This window comes from Streptomyces lasiicapitis (assembly GCF_014646335.1).
GTDB classification, from domain to species: Bacteria; Actinomycetota; Actinomycetes; order Streptomycetales; family Streptomycetaceae; genus Streptomyces; species Streptomyces lasiicapitis.
Map to the genome: position 1 here is coordinate 388,324 of NZ_BMNG01000009.1, position 18,133 is coordinate 406,456.

An 18,133-nucleotide genomic window follows, 5' to 3' on the forward strand; every position below is an offset into this window, starting at 1 on the left:
CGAGCGGTACGCGACCCCGACCCTGCCGAGCGAGGAGGCCATGCGCATACCCCGGAACACCCCCGACACCGGCACACCGGCCCAAGCCACCCCCGCGGCCCGTGGCCGCCGAGCACACGCGGGCCCGCCCGCCGACGAACACCTGACCGCGGAGGGCGAGGCCCCTCCCACCGGACCAGGGCCCACCGACAACGGGCTCCCGCGCGGGGGGCTCCGGTGGTTCCGCCCCCGCACCGTGCGCGCCAAGGTCGTGTGCCTGCTGATGGTGCCGGTCGTCTCCCTCCTCGCCCTGTGGGCGTACGCGACCGTCAGCACCGCCCAGGACGTCGCGTCGCTGCGGCAGACCCAGCGCGTCGACACCGCCGTGCGGGCCCCGGTCGCCGCAGCCGTCACCGCGCTCCAGGCCGAACGGGCCGCGGCCGTGCGCCACGCGACGAAACCCACCGCCGACCGGGCCGCCGCCCTGCGGAGGCAGGCGGACCAGACCGACCGGGCCGTGGCGAAGCTGCGCCTCGGCGAGGACCACACGGTCGCCGACGGAGCGGGGCTGCCCGCGGCCGTGGGGAACCGGCTCGAGCAGTTCGCCACCGGTGCCGAGCGGCTGCGTACCGTGCGCAGGGCCGTCCTCGACCGCAGCACCGGGTGGGACGACGCCTTCGGGCAGTACACGCAGACGATCACGACCGCCTTCGGAGTCGACGGCGCGCTGTCCGGGCTCCGGAGCGCCGAACCGGGCTCCCACGCGCGCGTGCTGCTCGAGTTCTCCAGGGCGGGCGAAATGCTCGCGCGCGAGGACACGCTGCTGGCCGGCGCCCGTCTCGCGGGCTCCCTCGACGGAGAACGGCTGCGCCGGTTCACCGGAGCCGTGGACACCCGGCAGACCCTTACGGAAGCGGCCGTGGCGGATCTGCGCGGTCCCGAACGAGGGGCATGGCAACGCCTCACCAGGGAACGCGCGTACGCCGACGTCCGTGCCGTGGAGGACAAGGTGCTCGCCGCCCGGCCCGGCAAGCAGGCCATGGAGGCGGCCCCTGCTCGCACCTGGGAATCCGCCTACGCGACCGTGCGGGACACCCAGCGGACCATCGCGGAGCGCGCGGCACGCGACGCCGCGGACCGCGCCGACCCGCTCACGCGCGGCGTGTTCACCCTCGCGGGCGCCGCCGTGCTCTGTGGTCTGGCCGCCGTCGTGGCCTCACTCGTGATCTCCGTACGCATCGGCCGCGGTCTCGTCGTCGAGCTCGTCGGACTGCGCAACCGCGCCCTGGAGATCGCTCGCCGCCAACTCCCGCACGCCATGCGGAAACTGCGCGCGGGCGAGGAGGTCGACATCGCCGCTGAAGCCCCTGAGGGGCCGCCCGCCGAGGACGAGGCGGGGCAGGTGGCGGAGGCCCTCGGCACGGTGCACCGCGCCGCGCTGCGCGCCGCCGTGGAACGCGCGGAGCTGGCGAGCGGCATCTCCGGCGTCTTCGTGAACCTCGCGCGGCGCAGCCAGGTGCTCGTCCACCGGCAGCTCGGCCTCCTGGACACGATGGAGCGACGGGCCGACGACCCGAACGAGCTCGGCGACCTCTTCCGGCTCGACCACCTCACGACCCGCATGCGCCGCCACGCCGAGAGCCTGATCATCCTCTCCGGGGCCGCGCCGGGCCGCGCCTGGCGCATGCCGGTGCCCCTGGCGAACGTCGTACGCGCCGCGGTGTCCGAAATCGAGGACTACGCGCGCGTGGAGGTACGCCCCCTGCCCGAGGCCTCCGTCGTGGGCGGTGCCGTCGCCGACCTCACCCATCTGCTGGCCGAACTGGTCGAGAACGCCGCCCAGTTCTCGCCCCCGCACACCAAGGTGCGGGTCACCGGCGAACCCGTAGGCAACGGCTACGCCCTGGAGGTCGAGGACAGAGGCCTCGGCATGAGCCCCGACGCCCTCGCCGAGGCCAACGGGAGAGTCGAGGAGTCCGAGGCGCTCGACCTGTTCGACAGCGACCAACTGGGCCTCTTCGTAGTGAGCAGGCTCGCCGCACGACACGGCATCAGGGTGCGACTGCTCACCTCCCCGTACGGCGGCATCACCGCCGTCGTCCTGCTGCCCACAACACTGCTGCAGAACGACGACTCCGCGCGCGTGCCGAGCCATGAACAGAGAGAGCAACAGGAGGTGTTGGCGTCCGCCCGCCTCCCCGGCGCGCCGGCTCTGCGCGGCGCCGCCGTCGCCCCGCAGGGCGACCACCGGGCGCTGGGCCCGTCCGTCGAACGGCCCGCGCCGTCACCTCCCGGTGTCACGGCACTGCGCCTGCGCAAGCCCGCGGACTCGGCACTCCCTGGGGAAGCGCCCGCGGACTCGGCACCCCCTGGGGACGCGCCCGCGGACTCGGCGCCTTCTGGGGGCGCGCCCGACCCTGAGCCCGCCCCGCAACCGTCGGACGAACTGCCGCGCCGCGTCCGCCAGGCGAGCCTCGCCCCGCAACTGCGGGAGCGCCCGCTGGCGACCGAGGGCCCCGACTCCGCCCACGAGCGCAGCCCCGAGCGCGTACGGACCCAACTGGCCGCCTATCGGGACGGCTGGGCCCGCGGCGGCGGGCGCCCACCCGGCAGCGACAGCAGTGAAGGAGACCCCGCATGACCCAGGAAACCAGCCTCACCGCGGACCGGTCCGGCGAACTCGACTGGCTCCTCGACGACCTGGTGGCACGCGTCGGCGACGTGCGGCACGCGGTCGTGCTGTCCAACGACGGGCTCGCGGTCGGCGCCTCGAAGGCCCTCACTCGCGAGGACGCCGAGCACCTGGCTGCCGTCGCCTCGGGGTTCCACAGCCTGGCCAAGGGCGCGGGGCGGTACTTCGGAGCGGGCGGTGTGCGCCAGACGATGGTGGAGATGGACGACGCCTTCTTGTTCGTGGCCGCGGCGGGCGACGGCTCCTGCCTCGCCGTCCTCAGCACGGTCACCGCTGACATCGGCCTCGTCGCGTACGAGATGGCACGCATGGTCAAGCGTGTCGGGGCGCATCTGACGACTCCCGTGCGCTTCTCCGAGCCGCCACCGAGTGCCGGATGACCGAGGCGGCGGCAGGCGATGACCGACAACAGCGACGGCGCCGAGCGACGGCACGGCAGCCAGTGGTACGACGGCGAAGCGGGACCCCTGGTCCGTCCGTACGCGATGACGGGCGGACGCACCAGACCGGCGTCCAGCGGTGTGCGGTTCGACCTGATCGCTCTGGTCAGCCCCACCCAGGGCGCCACACAGCCGGGCGACGACGTGGCGCTCGGCCCCGAACACCGGGTGCTGCTCGACCTGTGCCGCGCCGAAACCCAGTCCGTCGCCGAGCTCGCCGCCGGTGCCGACCTGCCCGTGGGCGTGGTCAGGGTGCTGCTCGGCGACCTCCTGGAGGAGGGCCGCGTTCAGGTGCGACGGCCCGTGCCTCCCGCCCAGCTACCTGACGAGACGATTCTGCGAGAGGTGATCGATGGGCTCCGAGCGCTCTGACGCCACGTCCGACGAGACCGGTGACGACACGGCCCTGGCGTTGAAGATCCTGGTCGCCGGAGGCTTCGGCGTCGGCAAGACCACGCTGGTCGGCGCGGTGAGTGAGATCCGGCCCCTGCGTACCGAAGAACTCCTCAGCGAGGTCGGCCAGTCGGTCGACGACATCGAGGGGGTGGACCGGAAGGTCACGACGACGGTCGCGATGGACTTCGGCCGCATCACCATCAGATCCGGCCTTTCCCTGTACCTCTTCGGGACGCCGGGGCAGGACCGCTTCTGGTTCCTGTGGGACGAGCTGTCACAGGGGGCCCTCGGCGCCGTCGTCCTCGCGGACACCCGGCGGCTCGAGGACTGCTTCCCCGCCGTGGACTACTTCGAGCACCGCCGGATTCCGTTCGTCGTGGCCGTCAACTGCTTCGCCGACGCGCGGACCTTCGGCGCACACGAAGTGTCACGGGCCCTTGACCTCGACCGTGGGACTCCCGTGGTGCTGTGTGACGCACGGGACCGGGACTCGGGAAAGGAGGTGCTGATTCGTCTGGTCGAGTACGCCGGGCGGCGGCATACCGCCCGGCTGCTCGACTCGGTGGGATGACGTGTCCGGCGGCGCATGACGTGTCCGGCGGCGCGCGGAGTCTCAGTCGGCGACCGCGTCGTGCGCCAGCACCTTGCCGATCCTGACCCGGACCAGCAGCTCACCGGGCACGCCGTTGCGCGCGCCGAACTCCTCGGCCCGGTCCTCACCCATGTACCGGCCACCGATGCGGGCCGCCCAGTGCCGCAACTGGTCAAGGTCCTCGATCAGTTCGGCGCGGCCCTGCAGGACGACGAAGGCGAACGGCGGCCGGTCGTCGTCCACGCACAGCGCCACGCGCCCGTCGCGCGCCAGATTGCGCCCCTTGACGGTGTCCTTCCCGGTGTTGAACACCAGGTCGTCCCCGTCCAGGACGAACCAGATCGGCGCCACGTGCGGGCTGCCGTCCGCCCGGACGGTCGAGAGCTTTGCGGTGCGGGTGCCGTGCGAGACGAAGGCCCGCCATTGTTCATCGGTCATCTTCTGTGCCATGTCCCCATCATGCTTGCCGGGACGCCGGAGGTGGGGAAGGCTGGCAGGTCAGATCCTCCAGCCAGGGGGAGCGAGGTACGGGGGAAGGGACCATGGCGCAGAACACGGGGCTCGGCTGGTTGCTCGACGACCTGACGAAGCGAGTGGAGCATGTACAGCACGCGCTGGTGCTGTCCAACGACGGACTTGTGACGGGGGCGAGCTCGGAACTCCAGCGTGAGGACGCCGAGCATCTGGCGGCGGTGTCGTCCGGGCTGCACAGCCTGGCGAAGGGGTCCGGCCGCCATTTCCACGCGGGCGCCGTCCGGCAGACCATGATCGAGTTCGATGACGCCGTCCTGTTCGTGACGGCGGCGGGCGACGGCAGTTGTCTGTGTGTCCTGAGCTCGGCGCAGGCCGACATCGGCCAGGTCGCGTACGAGATGACGCTGCTGGTGAACCGCGTCGGCGAACACCTCGGCGTGGGCGCGCGTCATCCGGATCGGACACCGGTCGTAGACCTCTGACCTGTGAGAACGGCTAAGCAGCCAGAGTTATCCACAGGCCGAGCGGGATCGGGTGCGGCCGGGCTACGGTTTTTCCACGAGCAATGACCACGCACGGGGGAGAACCGCCATGACCGGCGAGACACAGACCATCGCGCAGCCCGCGTCCGCATCCCGATTCGCATCCGGATCCGCATTCGGCCTTGGGCCATCCGCCCCATCGAGTCGTCCGCCGGCTTCGTCGGCCGGGCCGCCGCCCACGGTTGCGTGCAGTCGCGCCATGCGTGAACTGGGGCTGAAACGGGGGGAGTTCGACCTGGCCGTGATGCTGGGCCGGATCCGCACCGTGTCAGATCCGTCGGGCGGTCGGCGGCGCGTCAGGCGCGAGGAGCTCGATCGAGTGCGGGAGGCGCCGGGATTCCCGGAGTCCTTGCGGGAGCGCATCAAGGCGGTGGGAACCGCGGAGGGCGCCGCCCTCATGGACATCACACCTGCGAGGTTCACGCGCCTCGCCCGCGCCGGCTTCCTGACGCCCGTGAAGTTCTATCTGAACCGTTACAGGGCGATCGTCTGGCTCTATCTCGCCGAAGAACTACGGCAGTTCGCGGCGATCGAGGCCAACACCGCCCTTCTCACCGGCCGCGCACCGCAGGTGCTCCGTGACCGCCTTGGAGACGGCGTGGACCTGCGGGCGCGCAACTGGCGGGGCCGGCACGCGGGGTTCCTGCTGCGCCAGTCGGAGGACCCGTGGGAGCGTGCCGCCGCAGGCGCGTCGCTGCTCGACCCCGTCCAACTCGCGGAGGTGGTCAGGGACCCCTACGAACGCGCCTATCTGAACCGCCTCAAGCCCGAGCCGTTGACGCACGCCCCGCCCGAGTCACCCACGACGCTCATCGTCGGACGCATCACGACCGCGGACGACCCGGACGAGTTGAGCTGGCTGCGGGCGAACCTGACCCTCGCCCTGGAGGAGGCCCGGCGGCTGCGGCCCGCACCCCGGCCGGGCCGCCCGCCCATCGTGGCCACACCCCGTCCGCACCCGCCGCTGGATCCGCTGCCGTGGCCCGCCCCGCACGCCGCCCCTGCGACGGCCGAGCGGCGCGACGAGCCACGAGGACTGTTCAAGTGGCTGCGCCGCAGGCGGAAGTAGCTAGACCGTCTCGTCGAGATCCTTGGCGTAGTACTCGATGGCGGGGCGGTAGCCGGCGATGTCCGGGTCCCGGCTCGTCGCGGCAAGGAGCCGCAGCAGGGTCCCCATCGCTTCGTGGGCATGGCCCGTGTTGTACAGCGCCATGGCCAGGAAGGTCTTGAGGGCTCCGTCATCCGGATACTCCTCCGAGGCCTCGCGCAGGGCGGTCACGGCCTCCTCGTACCGGCCGAGGACGCGGTAGGTACTGCCGAGGCCGAGGAGCGCTCCGCGTCGGTCGTCGTCCGACAGACCGCCCGCGCCGTCGGCCCGCTGGATCGCGCGCAGGTAGTACGGCAGGGCCTCGGCTTCGAGACCGAGCGTGTCGTGCACCCACGCGGTCTGGTACGCCACTTCGGCATCGTCGGGGAAGCGCTCGCTGAGGGGGACCAGGAGTGCGCGCGCCTCCTCACGGCTGCCGCTCTCGCGGAGTCGTACGGCCTCGGCGAGCACCTGGTCCCGGTCGTCACCCGCGCCCACGCCGGCGCTCATGCCCGGTGCCGTGGTGCCGCCTTCGTCCGATCCGCCGCCGCTGGTGCTCATGTCGCGCTCCCGTCCCCTCGGCGTCCCCCTCCGTGGGGGAGCCCCTTGCAAGTCACCTGGGCGGACCGCCTGTTGAGGCAGACCGCCGTCCTGCACACCTGGAGGCTCTCATGTCCCGTCGACCGAACCTTCCGCCCGCCCCACCGGCCCGGGACGCGCCCCGCGGCTCAGGAGTCCGGAGTCGGCGTGCCCACGTGCCGGGGTGTGTGCGGACGGAAGAGTCCCTCCTGGACGACCGAGACGAGGAGCCGGCCCTCGATGTCGTAGATGCGGCCCCGCGCCAGGCCGCGGCCCCCCGTCGCGATCGGTGACTCCTGGTCGTACAGGAACCACTCGTCGGCGCGGAAGGGGCGGTGGAACCACATGGCGTGGTCGAGCGAGGCCATGTCGAAGCCGCGCGGGCCCCACAGCGGCTCCACGGGGATGCGGACGGCGTCGAGGAGGGTCATGTCGCTGGCGTACGTGAGCGCGCAGGTGTGCACCAGCGGGTCGTCGCCCAGTGGGCCGACGGCGCGCATCCACACCGCGCTGCGCGGCTCGGCGTCCTTGATCTCCTCGGCGGTCCAGCGCAGCCGGTCCACGTAGCGGATGTCGAAGGGCTGCCGCCGTGCCATCCGCTCCCACTGCTCAGGGAGCGCGCCCAGGTGCTCCTTGATCTCCTCGGCGACCGTCGGCAGCGACTCCGGGGCGGGTGCCTCGATGCGGGGCGGCAGCTGGTGCTCGAAGGCGCCCTGTTCGGGCTGATGGAAGGAAGCGGTGAGATTGAAGATGGTGCGACCCTGCTGGATCGCCGTGACACGGCGCGTGGTGAAGGAACGGCCGTCGCGCACCCGCTCCACCTGGTACACGATGGGCACCCCCGGCCGGCCGGGGCGCAGGAAGTACGCGTGCAGCGAATGCACCGGCCGGTCGCCCTCGGTGGTGCGCCCTGCCGCGACCAGCGCCTGTCCGGCGACCTGCCCGCCGAAGACGCGCTGGAGGGACTCCTGCGGGCTGCGGCCGCGGAAGATGTTGACCTCGATCTGTTCCAGGTCCAGCAGATCGACCAGGCGGTCGGCGGGATTGTTCATGACGGTTCTTCGACTCCTGTCCAGGGGCTGCGGGCGCTCAGAGCTGCCCGACGTCCGTGACGCGGACGACGGCGCGGCCCTCCTCGTCGGAGGCCGCGAGGTCGACCTCCGCGCTGATGCCCCAGTCATGGTCGCCGTTCGGGTCGGCGAACGTCTGGCGGACGCGCCAGAGACCGTGCTCCGCGTCCTCCTCGATGCGCAGCAGCTTGGGACCGCGCGCGTCGGGACCGGTGCCGAGGTCCTCGTACTCGTCCCAGTATTTGTCCATGGCAGCGCCCCAGGCGTCCGCGTCCCAGCCGGAGTCACCGTCCAGCTCGCCCAGCTCCTCGACGTGGTCGAGGGCGGCGAGCTCGACGCGGCGGAAGAGCGCGTTGCGGACGAGGACGCGGAAGGCGCGGGCGTTGGCCGTCACCGGCTTCACCTGGTCGGCCTTCTCCTGGGCCTCCTCGGCCGTCATGACCTCGGGGTTGGCGAGCTGCTCCCACTCGTCCAGGAGGCTGGAGTCGACCTGGCGGACCATCTCGCCGAGCCAGGCGATCAGATCCTCCAGGTCCTCGGACTTCAGGTCGTCCGGGATGGTGTGCTCCAGCGCCTTGTACGCGCCCGCGAGGTAGCGCAGGACGATGCCCTCGGTGCGGGCGAGCTCGTAGAACGAGGTGAACTCGGTGAAGGACAGCGCCCGTTCGTACATGTCGCGGATCACGGACTTCGGGGACAGCGGGTGGTCGCCGACCCACGGGTGACTGGTGCGGTAGGTGTCGTAGGCGTGGAAGAGGAGCTCCTCCAGAGGCTTCGGGTACGTGATGTCCTGAAGGCGCTCCATCCGGTCCTCGTACTCGACGCCGTCGGCCTTCATCAGCGCCACCGCCTCGCCGCGCGCCTTGTTCTGCTGGGCGGCGAGGATCTGGCGGGGGTCGTCGAGGGTGGACTCGACGACGGAGACCATGTCGAGGGCGTACGGGGGCGAATCGGGGTCGAGGAGTTCGAACGCGGCGAGGGCGAAGGTCGACAGCGGCTGGTTGAGCGCGAAGTCCTGCTGGAGGTCGACCGTCAGGCGCACGATGCGGCCGGTGGCGTCCGGCTCGTCGAGCTTCTCGACGACGCCTCCGGCGAGCAGGGAGCGGTAGATGGCGATGGCGCGGCGGATGTGGCGGAGCTGCTGCTTGCGCGGCTCGTGGTTGTCCTCCAGGAGGCGGCGCATGGCCTCGAAGGCGTTGCCGGGCCGCGCGATCACCGAGAGCAGCATGGTGTGGGTGACGCGGAACCGCGACGTGAGCGGCTCGGGATCGGAGGTGATGAGCTTGTCGAAGGTGGTCTCGCTCCAGCCCACGAAGCCCTCGGGAGCCTTCTTGCGCACCACCTTGCGGCGCTTCTTCGCGTCGTCGCCAGCCTTGGCGAGCGCCTTCTCGTTCTCGATGACGTGCTCGGGCGCCTGCGCGACGACGAAGCCCGCCGTGTCGAAGCCGGCGCGCCCGGCGCGGCCGGCGATCTGGTGGAACTCCCGCGCGCGCAGGGTGCGCACACGACTGCCGTCGTACTTGGTGAGGGCGGTGAAGAGCACCGTGCGGATGGGCACGTTCACGCCGACGCCGAGGGTGTCCGTGCCGCAGATGACCTTGAGGAGACCGGCCTGGGCGAGCTTCTCCACGAGGCGGCGGTACTTGGGCAGCATGCCGGCGTGGTGCACGCCGATGCCGTGCCGGACGTAGCGCGAGAGGTTGCGGCCGAACTTGGTGGTGAAGCGGAAGTTGCCGATCAGCTCGGCGATCTGGTCCTTCTCGGCGCGCGTGCACATGTTGATGCTCATCAGCGACTGCGCCCGCTCCACGGCCTGCGCCTGCGTGAAGTGCACGATGTAGACCGGCGCCTGCTTGGTCTCCAGGAGCTCGGTGAGCGTCTCCGTGATGGGAGTCAGGCGGTACTCGTACGAGAGCGGCACGGGGCGGGTCGCGGAGCGGACGACCGACGTGGGGCGGCCGGTGCGGCGGGTGAGGTCCTTCTCGAACATCGAGACGTCGCCGAGCGTGGCGGACATGAGGACGAACTGCGCCTGCGGCAGTTCAAGCAGCGGAATCTGCCAGGCCCAGCCGCGGTCCGGCTCCGCGTAGAAGTGGAACTCGTCCATCACGACCTGGCCGATGTCGGCGTCCTTGCCGTCGCGCAGCGCGATGGAGGCGAGGACCTCGGCGGTGCAGCAGATCACCGGGGCGTCGGCGTTCACGGAGGCGTCGCCGGTCAGCATGCCGACGTTCTCGGTGCCGAAGAGCTTGCAGAGGTCGAAGAACTTCTCCGACACCAGCGCCTTGATCGGAGCCGTGTAGAAGGTGACCTTGTCCTGGGCGAGGGCGGTGAAGTGCGCGCCGGCCGCGACCAGGCTCTTGCCGGAGCCGGTGGGCGTCGACAAGATCACATTTGCCCCGGAGACCACCTCGATCAGCGCCTCCTCCTGGGCCGGATAGAGAGTGATCCCCTGGTCCTCGGCCCACGACGAGAAGGCTTCGAAGAGGGCATCGGGGTCGGCATCCGGCGGCAACTGATCGATAAGGGTCACACCCCCATCTTGCCTGCCTTCCCGCCGGATCAGGGAACCGGACGAACGCACGAAGATCACGAACGCTACGCTGTTCCGCCAACGGGGCGTCAGGTCAACGGAAATGGGGCGGGCAACAGCAATGATGGGACCGGCACACTCACTGTCGGGGGCGGCGGCCTGGTTGGGCGTCGGCGCCGCCGCGGCGGCCGCGGGGCACTCGATGCCCTGGCCGGTCCTCCTCGTAGGGGCGCTGATCTGCGCCGGGGCCGCACTCGCGCCGGACCTGGACCACAAGTCGGCGACCATCTCGCGCGCCTTCGGGCCCATCTCGCGCGGCCTGTGCGAGATCGTCGACAAGCTGTCGTACGCGGTCTACCGCTCGACCCGCAAGCCGGGCGACCCGCGCCGCTCCGGCGGACACCGCACGCTCACGCACACCTGGGTCTGGGCGGTCATGATCGGCGTGGGCTCCTCGGTGCTTGCGGTCGCCGGTGGCCGGTGGGCGGTGCTCGCGCTGCTGTTCGTGCACATGGTGCTCGCCATCGAAGGCTTGTTGTGGCGGGCCGCCCGCGGGTCGAGCAGCGATGTGCTGGTGTGGCTCCTCGCGGCGACCAGCGCGTGGATCATGGCGGGTGTGCTGGACAAGCCGGGCAACGGTTCGGACTGGCTGTTCACGGCGCCGGGCCAGGAGTACCTGTGGCTGGGTCTGCCGGTGGTGCTCGGGGCGCTGGTGCACGACATCGGGGACGCGCTGACCGTCTCCGGCTGCCCGATCCTGTGGCCCATCCCGATCGGCCGCAGGCGCTGGTACCCGATCGGTCCGCCGCGGATGTTGCGGTTCCGCGCCGGGAGCTGGATCGAGCTGAAGGTGCTGATGCCGGTGTTCATGCTCCTCGGGGGAGCAGGCGGCGTGGTCGCGCTCAACGTCATCTGAGGCGGTGCAGCGGCTGGCTGCGGGGATGGCGAGTCCGGTCGTGGTGGACGGGCGGGGGTGACTCAGGCGCTGTCCGGGGTGGCCGAGGTCGCGGAGTCCTCCGGGAGGCGCGGTGCGGGCGGGGAGCCGGCTGGGTGCTCGCCGTGCCAGGAGTGCCACAGCGCGGCGTAGGCGCCATCCGCAGCCACGAGTGCGTCGTGGGTGCCGAGCTCCGTGACACGCCCGTCCTCCATGACCGCGACCCGGTCCGCGTCGTGAGCGGTGTGCAGACGGTGCGCGACGGCGATGACGGTACGGCCCGAGAGGACCGCGGCCAGGGCACGCTCGGTGTCGCGGGCGGTCGTGGGGTCCAGGAGCGCGGTGGCCTCGTCCAGGATCACCGTGTGCGGGTCGGCGAGGACGACGCGGGCGAGAGCGAGCTGCTGGGCCCGTGCGCCGTGGAGCTGCTGCCCGCCGGGGCCGAGGGCGGTGTCCAGGCCATCTGGCAGGTCAGCCAGGTCGGTGGCCCAGTGGGCGCCGACCGCGGTCAGAGCGGTGTGCAGGTCGGTGTCGGTGGCGGACTGGGCGGCGATGAGGAGGTTGTCGCGCAGGGTGCCGATGAAGACGTGGTGCTCCTGGGTGACGAGGACGACCTGGGTGCGCAGCCGCTCGGGTGTGAGGCCTGCCATGGGTACGCCGCCGACGGTCACGGAGCCGGTCTGGGGCGCGTCGATCCCGGCGAGGAGACGGCTGAGCGTGGTCTTGCCCGCGCCGGAGGGGCCGACGACGGCGAGGCGTTCGCCAGGGCGTACGGACAGGTCGACGCCGCGCAGCACGTCGCGGCCGCCGGGGTAGGCGAAGTGGACGCCGGTCATGTCGATGCGGTCGTCGGCCGGTTCGGTGGCGGGCGCGGTCGTCCGGCCGCGCGGGGCCTCGGCCAGGCCCTCGATGCGGGCGAAGGACGCGCCGCTGCTCTGCAGCTCCTCGACCCGCTGCAGAATCGTGTCCAGGGGCTGGGAGAGCTGCCGCATGTACAGGGCGCAGGCGATCACCGTGCCGAGACTCACCGCGCCGTGGTCCAGGAGGACTCCGCCGACGAGCAGGACGGCGGCCACGGGAACCACGTACGAGATGTCGATGGCGGGGAAGAGGACGCTGCGCAGGAACAGGGTCCGCTCCCGGGTCGCGACGCAGGACGCGATCGCCGCTTCGCTCGCCTCGATGCGCCGCGGCCGCAGTCGGAAGGCCTCGACCGTACGGGCGCCGGACGCCGTGGCGGCGAGGACGTCGGCGAGCTCCGAATGGGCCGCGCCCTGGTCGAGGTAGGCGGTGCGGGCCCGGCGCAGGTACCAGCGGACGGCGAACCAGACACCGGTGAGGCCGAGCACGCCGCACAGGCCGAGCAGCGGGTCCAGTACGAGGACGGCGCCGAGGATGAACAGTGCCTGGACGGCCGCGACGAACACGTCGGGCCCGGTGTCGCGCAGTGTCTCGCCGGTGGCCGCGACGTCCGTGGTGCCCCTGGCGGTCAGGTCGCCCGTGCCCGCGTGCTCCACGACGGAGGTCGGCAGGGCGAGGGCACGGTCGACGAACTGTTCGCGCAGGCGGGCCATGGTGCGTTCGCCGAAGCGGTGGCCGAGGTGACGGGCGTATCGCGCGAGGGCGAGCTGGGCGAGGGCGCCGGCCACGATGGCGAGCGCGAGGCGGTCGACGGTCGCGACGCCGCCCCCGTCCTTGACCGTGTCGATGATGCGGCCCACGAGCCAGGGGCCGAGGAGCCCGGCGGCAGCGGCGAGGGCGTTGAGGACGAGCATGGCGGCAAAGGTGCGGGCGTCCAGCCGGACGAGTCGGAACGCGGCCCGCCGCACTTGGGTCGGAGTGGCGACGGGGAGTTGGCCGGTGGGGTCGGGTGCGTCGGTGTCGGTGCCGTCGGTGCCGTCGGCGAGGGTGGGCGGAGGACCGGGTCGGCTTGGCGGGGGCGCCTGGTGCGGGGTCATCGGGTGGCCTGCCGGGGCGTGGAGGTGGACGGGACCGGAGCGGACTCGGAGGGTGCGGTGCCGGGGGACGGAGGGGGCGTCGGGGAGTCGTCTGCGCCACGGGTGACGAGGCGGCGGTAGCCGGGCTGGGTGGCGAGGAGCTGGGGGTGGGTGCCGGTCGCGTGGACCTTGCCGTCGACTAGGTAGTGGACGGTGTCCGCCTGGTCCAGGAGGAGTGGGGAGGTGGTGGTGACGACGGTCGTGCGGCCTGCGCGGGCGGTGCGCAGGCGGGTGGCGATGGTCGCCTCGGTGTGGGCGTCGACGGCGGAGGTGGGTTCCGGGGCGAGGAGGACTTCGGGGTCGGCGTGCAGTGCGCGGGCCAGACGGATGCGTTGGCGCTGGCCGCCGGAGAGGTTGCGGCCCTCGGGGGTGAGCGCCGAGTCGAGGCCGTGGGGGAGGGCCTGGACGATGTCTCGGGCCAGGGCGGCGTCGATGGCGGGGGCGAGGGAGGCGTCTCGGTGGTGGTCGGTTCGTGGGTGCCCTGACTCCGTGATGTCGGCGTCGGGTGAGGCGGGCCGTTCGATGTGGGTGCCAAGTTCTGCGGGCGCGGCTGTGTGGGCGCCAGGCCAGGTGGGTTCGGCGGTTCCGCCGTCAGGCCTCGGCGCCCCGGCGTCGTCCCCCCGCTGCCCAGCGCATGTCTCTCGACCCGAGCCGTCGTCCTGGGGCCCCGGCTGTTTCGCCCCCCGACCCGCGATCACCTCGCGCAACGTCCCGGAGAACAAGTGCGCCTCGTTGTCCGCGACGAGGATGCGGGCGCGGACGTCTGGCAAGGGTATGGAGTCGAGGCGGGTCGATCCCCAGGTGGCGTCGGTCGGGGCGAAGCGGCCGAGGCGGTCGATGATGGCGGTGCTGTCGGCGGGGTGGGCGCTGACCAGGGCGGTGAGTGTTCCGGGTGCCACCTCTACGCCGGAGGTGGGGTCGCGGAGGACGGATGGTTCGCCGGGGGCGGGCGAGGGGTTGGAGGTGGGCACGGAGTGGGAGGTGAGTTCGGTGTCGGAGGTCTCGGGTTCCAGGTCCAGGAAGCCGACGACGCGGCGGGCGGCGACCAGGCCGCGGCTGATGTCGTAGCCGCCCTCGATGAGGGCGTTGACGGGGACGACGAGTACGGCGACGTAGCCGTAGACGGCCACCAACTCGCCGACGGTGAGGTCTCCTTGGGCGGCCATGCGGGCGGACAGCCAGGTCACGGCGGCGAGGAACAGGGTGGGCAGGCCGAGGGCGAGGGCCTGGATCCAGCTCAGGGCGGCGCCGACACGGTAGCCCTCGTCGCGCAGCCGACGGGAGCCGTCCCGGTAGCGCGCGGCGAAGACCTCCTTGCCGCCGAGGCCGTTGAGGACGCGCAGCCCGCCCGAGAGGTCACCGAAGACGGCGGCGAGCCGTCCTTGCTGGTCACGGTAGGCGCCCTCCGCACCCGTGAGGCGGCCGAGCAACGGGCCGATGGCAAGGGCGAGCAGGGGGACACCGAGCAGGACGATCACGGCGAGGAGGACGGAGACGGACAACAGGAGCGCGGCGACCACCAGGTAGGAGAGCACCCCGCCGATGCCGGGGCCCATGACGGTGAGGGTCTGGCTGAGGATGCCGACGTCGGAGTGGCCGATCGCGACGACCTCCCCGGCGGACAACCGGCGGGGCAGTGTGGCGCCGAGGCGTGTGGTGTGGTCGACGACAAGGCGTACCGTGCGGACGTACGCGTCGAGCCGGACCCTGCTCATCGTGCGGTGGCGCATCACGGCGAGCCAGGCGTTGAGGATCCCGACGGCTCCCAAGACCGCGGTCCAGACGGCGAGCTGCCCGAAGTCGCCGGGGCGCAGGCCATCGTCGATGGCGCGCGACAGGACGTACGGCGGCACGGCGAGGCCGATCATCCAGAGGCTGCCCAACAGGGCTCCGCCCGCGATCCGTTGGCGCTGGCTGACGACCAGCCACCACAGGTAGCGCGCGGGCCCGCGTCGGCCGGGGGCGGCAAGGTCTGTGCCGCCAAGGTCCGTGCGTAGTGCAGCCATTGGTGCACCCTAACTATCGTCCGCGCGCGGCGGCACGGCGGCCTGGCTGCACGCCGGGATGGGGCGGGCGGGGTTCATACGCGGGGAGATACCGCGCGCAACATAGCGAAATCCGGCACACCGCATGTGTTGCTGACCGTCCCGTCCCATAACCTCGTGCATGGAGACGTCAGACGTGCCATGTGTATCCATTCTGAGGATCTGAGGAGGCGGCCGTGCTCGGAGGTACGCGGTTGCTCGCGGGCGGGATGGCCGTGGCCTGCATGGTGCTCGTCGGCCCCAGTACGCCGAGCGGGGACCTCTTCGGCAGGTCACTGCCCGCCGCCGCCGTGAGGGACGTCGTACCGAACCGGGTCATGACGTGGAACATCTGCAACCCCTGCGACGAGAACAACGGTGGCCGGGCAGCGGAGATCGCCACGTATGCGCCCCAGGTCGTCGGCATGCAGGAAGCGTGCGTGCGTGACGTCGAGAAGATTCGGGATTACCTGGAGAGCCTTTACGGGCTGGTCTACCACGTCGAGTACGGGTCGGTTCTTCGGAATCGGAGCCGCTGCGGGGGATGGCCGTGGAGCCCCGGGGGCTTCGGTCAGGCGATCCTCTCGGCGGCGCCGATGACGGACCGCGTGAATGTGGAATATTCCAACGGCGGGTCCGAAGACCGTGGGTACATGGCCGTCACCACCAAGGTGGGCGGCCAGTCCGTGCGGGTCTTCAACACGCACCTCGCCCAACGGCGTCAGGAAGAAGTCCGAGCGGACCAGGTCGGCGTACTCGCCAAAGAGGTGGCCCGACACGACCGCGCGATCGTTCTCGGCGACTTCAACGCCGTGTCGGACGCCCCCGAACTCACCGACATGTGGGCCCAGGCCGCGGACGCGGACCCCCAGTGCCAGCCCTCGCCCACCGGGACAGGCACCGGAACCGGCACCTGCGAGACAACCACCGACTGGGACAGCAAGTTTGACTACGTCTTCCTGCGGGACATCGCCCCGCTCAACCAAGGCGTGCATCCCAGCCAGTACTCGGACCACCACCTGGTGCACGCCGACCTGGACCTGACTTAGACGGCCACCCCGGCACGGCGCGCCAACTCGGTCGCGGTCCAGCACCCACTTGAGCTTCTGCCTGGCCCTGCTGGACGGTCGGGCAGCGTTGGACCTGTCGGTGGCTTCGTCTGGCCGGATCCGGTCTGAGGCGGAGCCTCGACGACACTCCGACACATGAGCCCGGGCCATGGCGTGCTCACGCGCCATGGCCCGGGCCGACGCCTGACGCCTGACGCCCGAAGCCTGGAGTCAGGTCTTCGCCAGCGCCGGTGTCGACCCGGTGTCGTGCTCTGGGAGTGGGGCCGCCTCTGGTTCCGGGTCGTCTGCCGGTGGTTCGGGGATTCCGGTGCGCAGGACCCGGTTGACGCGGGCGGTGTCCAGGACCCCTTCCCAGCGGGTCACCAGGAGGGTGGCGACGCTGTTGCCGGCGAGGTTGGTGAGGGCGCGGCACTCGGACATGAACTTGTCGATGCCGAAGATCAGCATGATGCCGGCCGCGGGTACGGTGCCGACGCTGGAGAGCGTCGCGGCCAGGGCGATGAATCCGGCGCCCGTGACGCCGCCCGAGCCCTTGGAGGTCAGGATCATGACTGCCAGCAGGCCTAGTTGCTGCCCGAGGGACAGTGGGGTGTCCGTGGCCTGGGCTATGTAGACGGCCGCCAGGGAGAGGTAGATGGAACTGCCGTCGAGGTTGAAGGAGTAGCCGGTCGGCACCGTCAGGCCGACGATGTCGCGGCGTACGCCGAGGCCCGTGAGCTTGGTCATCAGGCGCGGCAGCACGCTCTCGGAGGAGGACGTGCCGAGGACGATGAGGAACTCCTCGCGCAGGTAGTGCAGCAGCCGGAAGATGCTGATCCGCAGGAGGGCCAGGGCGGTGCCGAGGACCACGACGACGAAGAAGAGCGACGTGCCGTAGAACAGGCCGATGAGGCGGCCGAGGCTGGTCAGGGTGGAGATGCCGTACTTGCCGATGGTGAAGGCCATCGCCCCGAAGGCGCCGACGGGCGCGGCCAGCATGACGTAGTGAAGGATCTTGAACACTACGGTGCTCAGCCGGTTGATCCCGTCGACGATCGGGACTCCGGGCGGTCCCACGGCCTTCAGCGCGATGCCGAACAGCACCGAGAAGAAGATGACCTGGAGGATGTTGCCCTCGGCGAAGGCGCCCACGGCGCTGGAGGGCACCACGTCGGTCAGGAAGTGCCACCAGCTCTGGCCCTCGCCGTCCTTGACGTACTGGGCGGCGTCTCCGGCGAGGCGCAGTTCGCCGGGGTCGGCGTGGACTCCGGCGCCGGGCCGGAACAGGTTCACGGCGAGCAGGCCGAGAGCCAGGGCCACCAAGGTGCCCGCCTGGAAGCACACGAGGGACTTCAGGCCGACCCTGCCGACGCGGCGCAGGCTGTCGACTCCGCCGATCCCGCCCACGATGGTCAGGAAGACGATCGGCGTGATCAGCATCTTGATGGCGGACACGAATGTGGTGCCCACCGGCTCCAGGCCCACACCGACGTCCGGCCAGAGCCAGCCGGTCAGGATGCCGCAGACGATCGCGGTCAGGACCCAGAAGTAGAGCTGTCGGTACCAGGGTTTGGGCGGCGGGCGATCAGGGGCGGGAGCGGGGGAGGGCGAAGAGTCGGGGGGAGGGCTGGGGGACGTGGGCGCTGCCATGGTGGTTCTCCTCGTCTCTCCTCGTTGAGGAACGTGGAACGCGGAACGCAGCCGGGACGTTGGAGCGGGTGAGTGCGGCGTCGGAGCGGTGGGAG

At 71.4% G+C, this 18,133-nt stretch carries 15 protein-coding genes; 8 read left to right on the forward strand and 7 right to left on the reverse strand.

The annotated features are described in order from the left end of the window. Positions 1-40 precede the first annotated feature (40 nt). From IEY91_RS21625 to IEY91_RS21640, 4 genes are read left to right on the forward strand one after another with little or no spacing between them, the layout of a single operon-like run. Positions 41-2,620: a sensor histidine kinase gene (locus IEY91_RS21625; RefSeq protein ID WP_189175286.1), complete on the forward strand. Its 2,580-nt coding sequence runs from the start codon at positions 41-43 to the stop codon at positions 2,618-2,620. Further along, positions 2,617-3,051: a roadblock/LC7 domain-containing protein gene (locus IEY91_RS21630; RefSeq protein WP_189175287.1), complete on the forward strand. Its 435-nt coding sequence runs from the start codon at positions 2,617-2,619 to the stop codon at positions 3,049-3,051. The genes IEY91_RS21625 and IEY91_RS21630 overlap by 4 nt, the downstream gene beginning before the upstream one ends. Before the next feature lie 18 nt (positions 3,052-3,069). Further along, on the forward strand, positions 3,070-3,483 hold the full coding sequence (locus IEY91_RS21635; RefSeq protein WP_164317541.1) for a DUF742 domain-containing protein: 414 nt from the start codon (positions 3,070-3,072) through the stop codon (positions 3,481-3,483). Next, on the forward strand, positions 3,464-4,078 hold the full coding sequence (locus IEY91_RS21640) for a GTP-binding protein (protein WP_164317539.1): 615 nt from the start codon (positions 3,464-3,466) through the stop codon (positions 4,076-4,078). The genes IEY91_RS21635 and IEY91_RS21640 overlap by 20 nt, the downstream gene beginning before the upstream one ends. 42 nt (positions 4,079-4,120) lie before the next feature. Here the strand turns inward: IEY91_RS21640 and IEY91_RS21645 are convergent, their stop codons facing one another. After that, positions 4,121-4,549 carry a PPOX class F420-dependent oxidoreductase gene (locus IEY91_RS21645; protein WP_164317537.1) on the reverse strand — a complete coding sequence of 143 codons (429 nt, stop codon included), beginning with the start codon at positions 4,547-4,549 and terminating at the stop codon, positions 4,121-4,123. A gap of 92 nt (positions 4,550-4,641) precedes the next feature. Between IEY91_RS21645 and IEY91_RS21650 the strand changes: the two genes are divergently transcribed. Then, positions 4,642-5,055: a roadblock/LC7 domain-containing protein gene (locus IEY91_RS21650; RefSeq protein WP_164317535.1), complete on the forward strand. Its 414-nt coding sequence runs from the start codon at positions 4,642-4,644 to the stop codon at positions 5,053-5,055. A 259-nt stretch (positions 5,056-5,314) separates the two neighbouring features. After that, entirely contained in the window at positions 5,315-6,184 is an 870-nt protein-coding gene (locus IEY91_RS21655) for a DUF6397 family protein (protein ID WP_189175288.1), read from the forward strand. On the opposite strand, the gene IEY91_RS21660 is transcribed toward IEY91_RS21655, so the two are convergent. The 3 genes from IEY91_RS21660 to IEY91_RS21670 all read right to left on the reverse strand — a co-directional run bounded on the left by IEY91_RS21660 (position 6,185) and on the right by IEY91_RS21670 (position 10,444). Next, the gene (locus IEY91_RS21660) at positions 6,185-6,712 is read right to left on the reverse strand and encodes a tetratricopeptide repeat protein (protein ID WP_229697144.1); all 528 of its coding nucleotides are present in this window, start codon (positions 6,710-6,712) and stop codon (positions 6,185-6,187) included. A gap of 218 nt (positions 6,713-6,930) precedes the next feature. Then, positions 6,931-7,833: an acyl-CoA thioesterase gene (locus IEY91_RS21665; protein ID WP_164317531.1), complete on the reverse strand. Its 903-nt coding sequence runs from the start codon at positions 7,831-7,833 to the stop codon at positions 6,931-6,933. 37 nt (positions 7,834-7,870) lie between these two features. After that, complete coding sequence (locus IEY91_RS21670) at positions 7,871-10,444, reverse strand: DEAD/DEAH box helicase (protein WP_189175290.1); 2,574 nt, start codon at positions 10,442-10,444, stop codon at positions 7,871-7,873. Positions 10,445-10,505: 61 nt separating this feature from the next. Here IEY91_RS21670 and IEY91_RS21675 point away from each other — a divergent pair, with 61 nt between their 5' ends. After that, the gene (locus tag IEY91_RS21675; protein WP_189175291.1) at positions 10,506-11,300 is read left to right on the forward strand and encodes a metal-dependent hydrolase; all 795 of its coding nucleotides are present in this window, start codon (positions 10,506-10,508) and stop codon (positions 11,298-11,300) included. A 62-nt stretch (positions 11,301-11,362) separates the two neighbouring features. Here IEY91_RS21675 and IEY91_RS21680 read toward each other — a convergent pair whose 3' ends face one another. Further along, the gene (locus tag IEY91_RS21680) at positions 11,363-13,276 is read right to left on the reverse strand and encodes an ABC transporter ATP-binding protein (protein WP_189175292.1); all 1,914 of its coding nucleotides are present in this window, start codon (positions 13,274-13,276) and stop codon (positions 11,363-11,365) included. After that, complete coding sequence (locus IEY91_RS21685) at positions 13,273-15,321, reverse strand: ABC transporter transmembrane domain-containing protein (protein ID WP_189175293.1); 2,049 nt, start codon at positions 15,319-15,321, stop codon at positions 13,273-13,275. Before IEY91_RS21685 ends, IEY91_RS21680 begins: the two co-directional genes overlap by 4 nt. A 248-nt stretch (positions 15,322-15,569) precedes the next feature. Here IEY91_RS21685 and IEY91_RS21690 point away from each other — a divergent pair, with 248 nt between their 5' ends. Further along, entirely contained in the window at positions 15,570-16,388 is an 819-nt protein-coding gene (locus IEY91_RS21690; RefSeq protein ID WP_189175336.1) for an endonuclease/exonuclease/phosphatase family protein, read from the forward strand. A 231-nt stretch (positions 16,389-16,619) separates the two neighbouring features. Here the strand turns inward: IEY91_RS21690 and dctA are convergent, their stop codons facing one another. After that, on the reverse strand, positions 16,620-18,038 hold the full coding sequence (dctA, locus tag IEY91_RS21695) for a C4-dicarboxylate transporter DctA (RefSeq protein WP_229697133.1): 1,419 nt from the start codon (positions 18,036-18,038) through the stop codon (positions 16,620-16,622). Between the last annotated feature and the right edge of the window lie 95 nt (positions 18,039-18,133).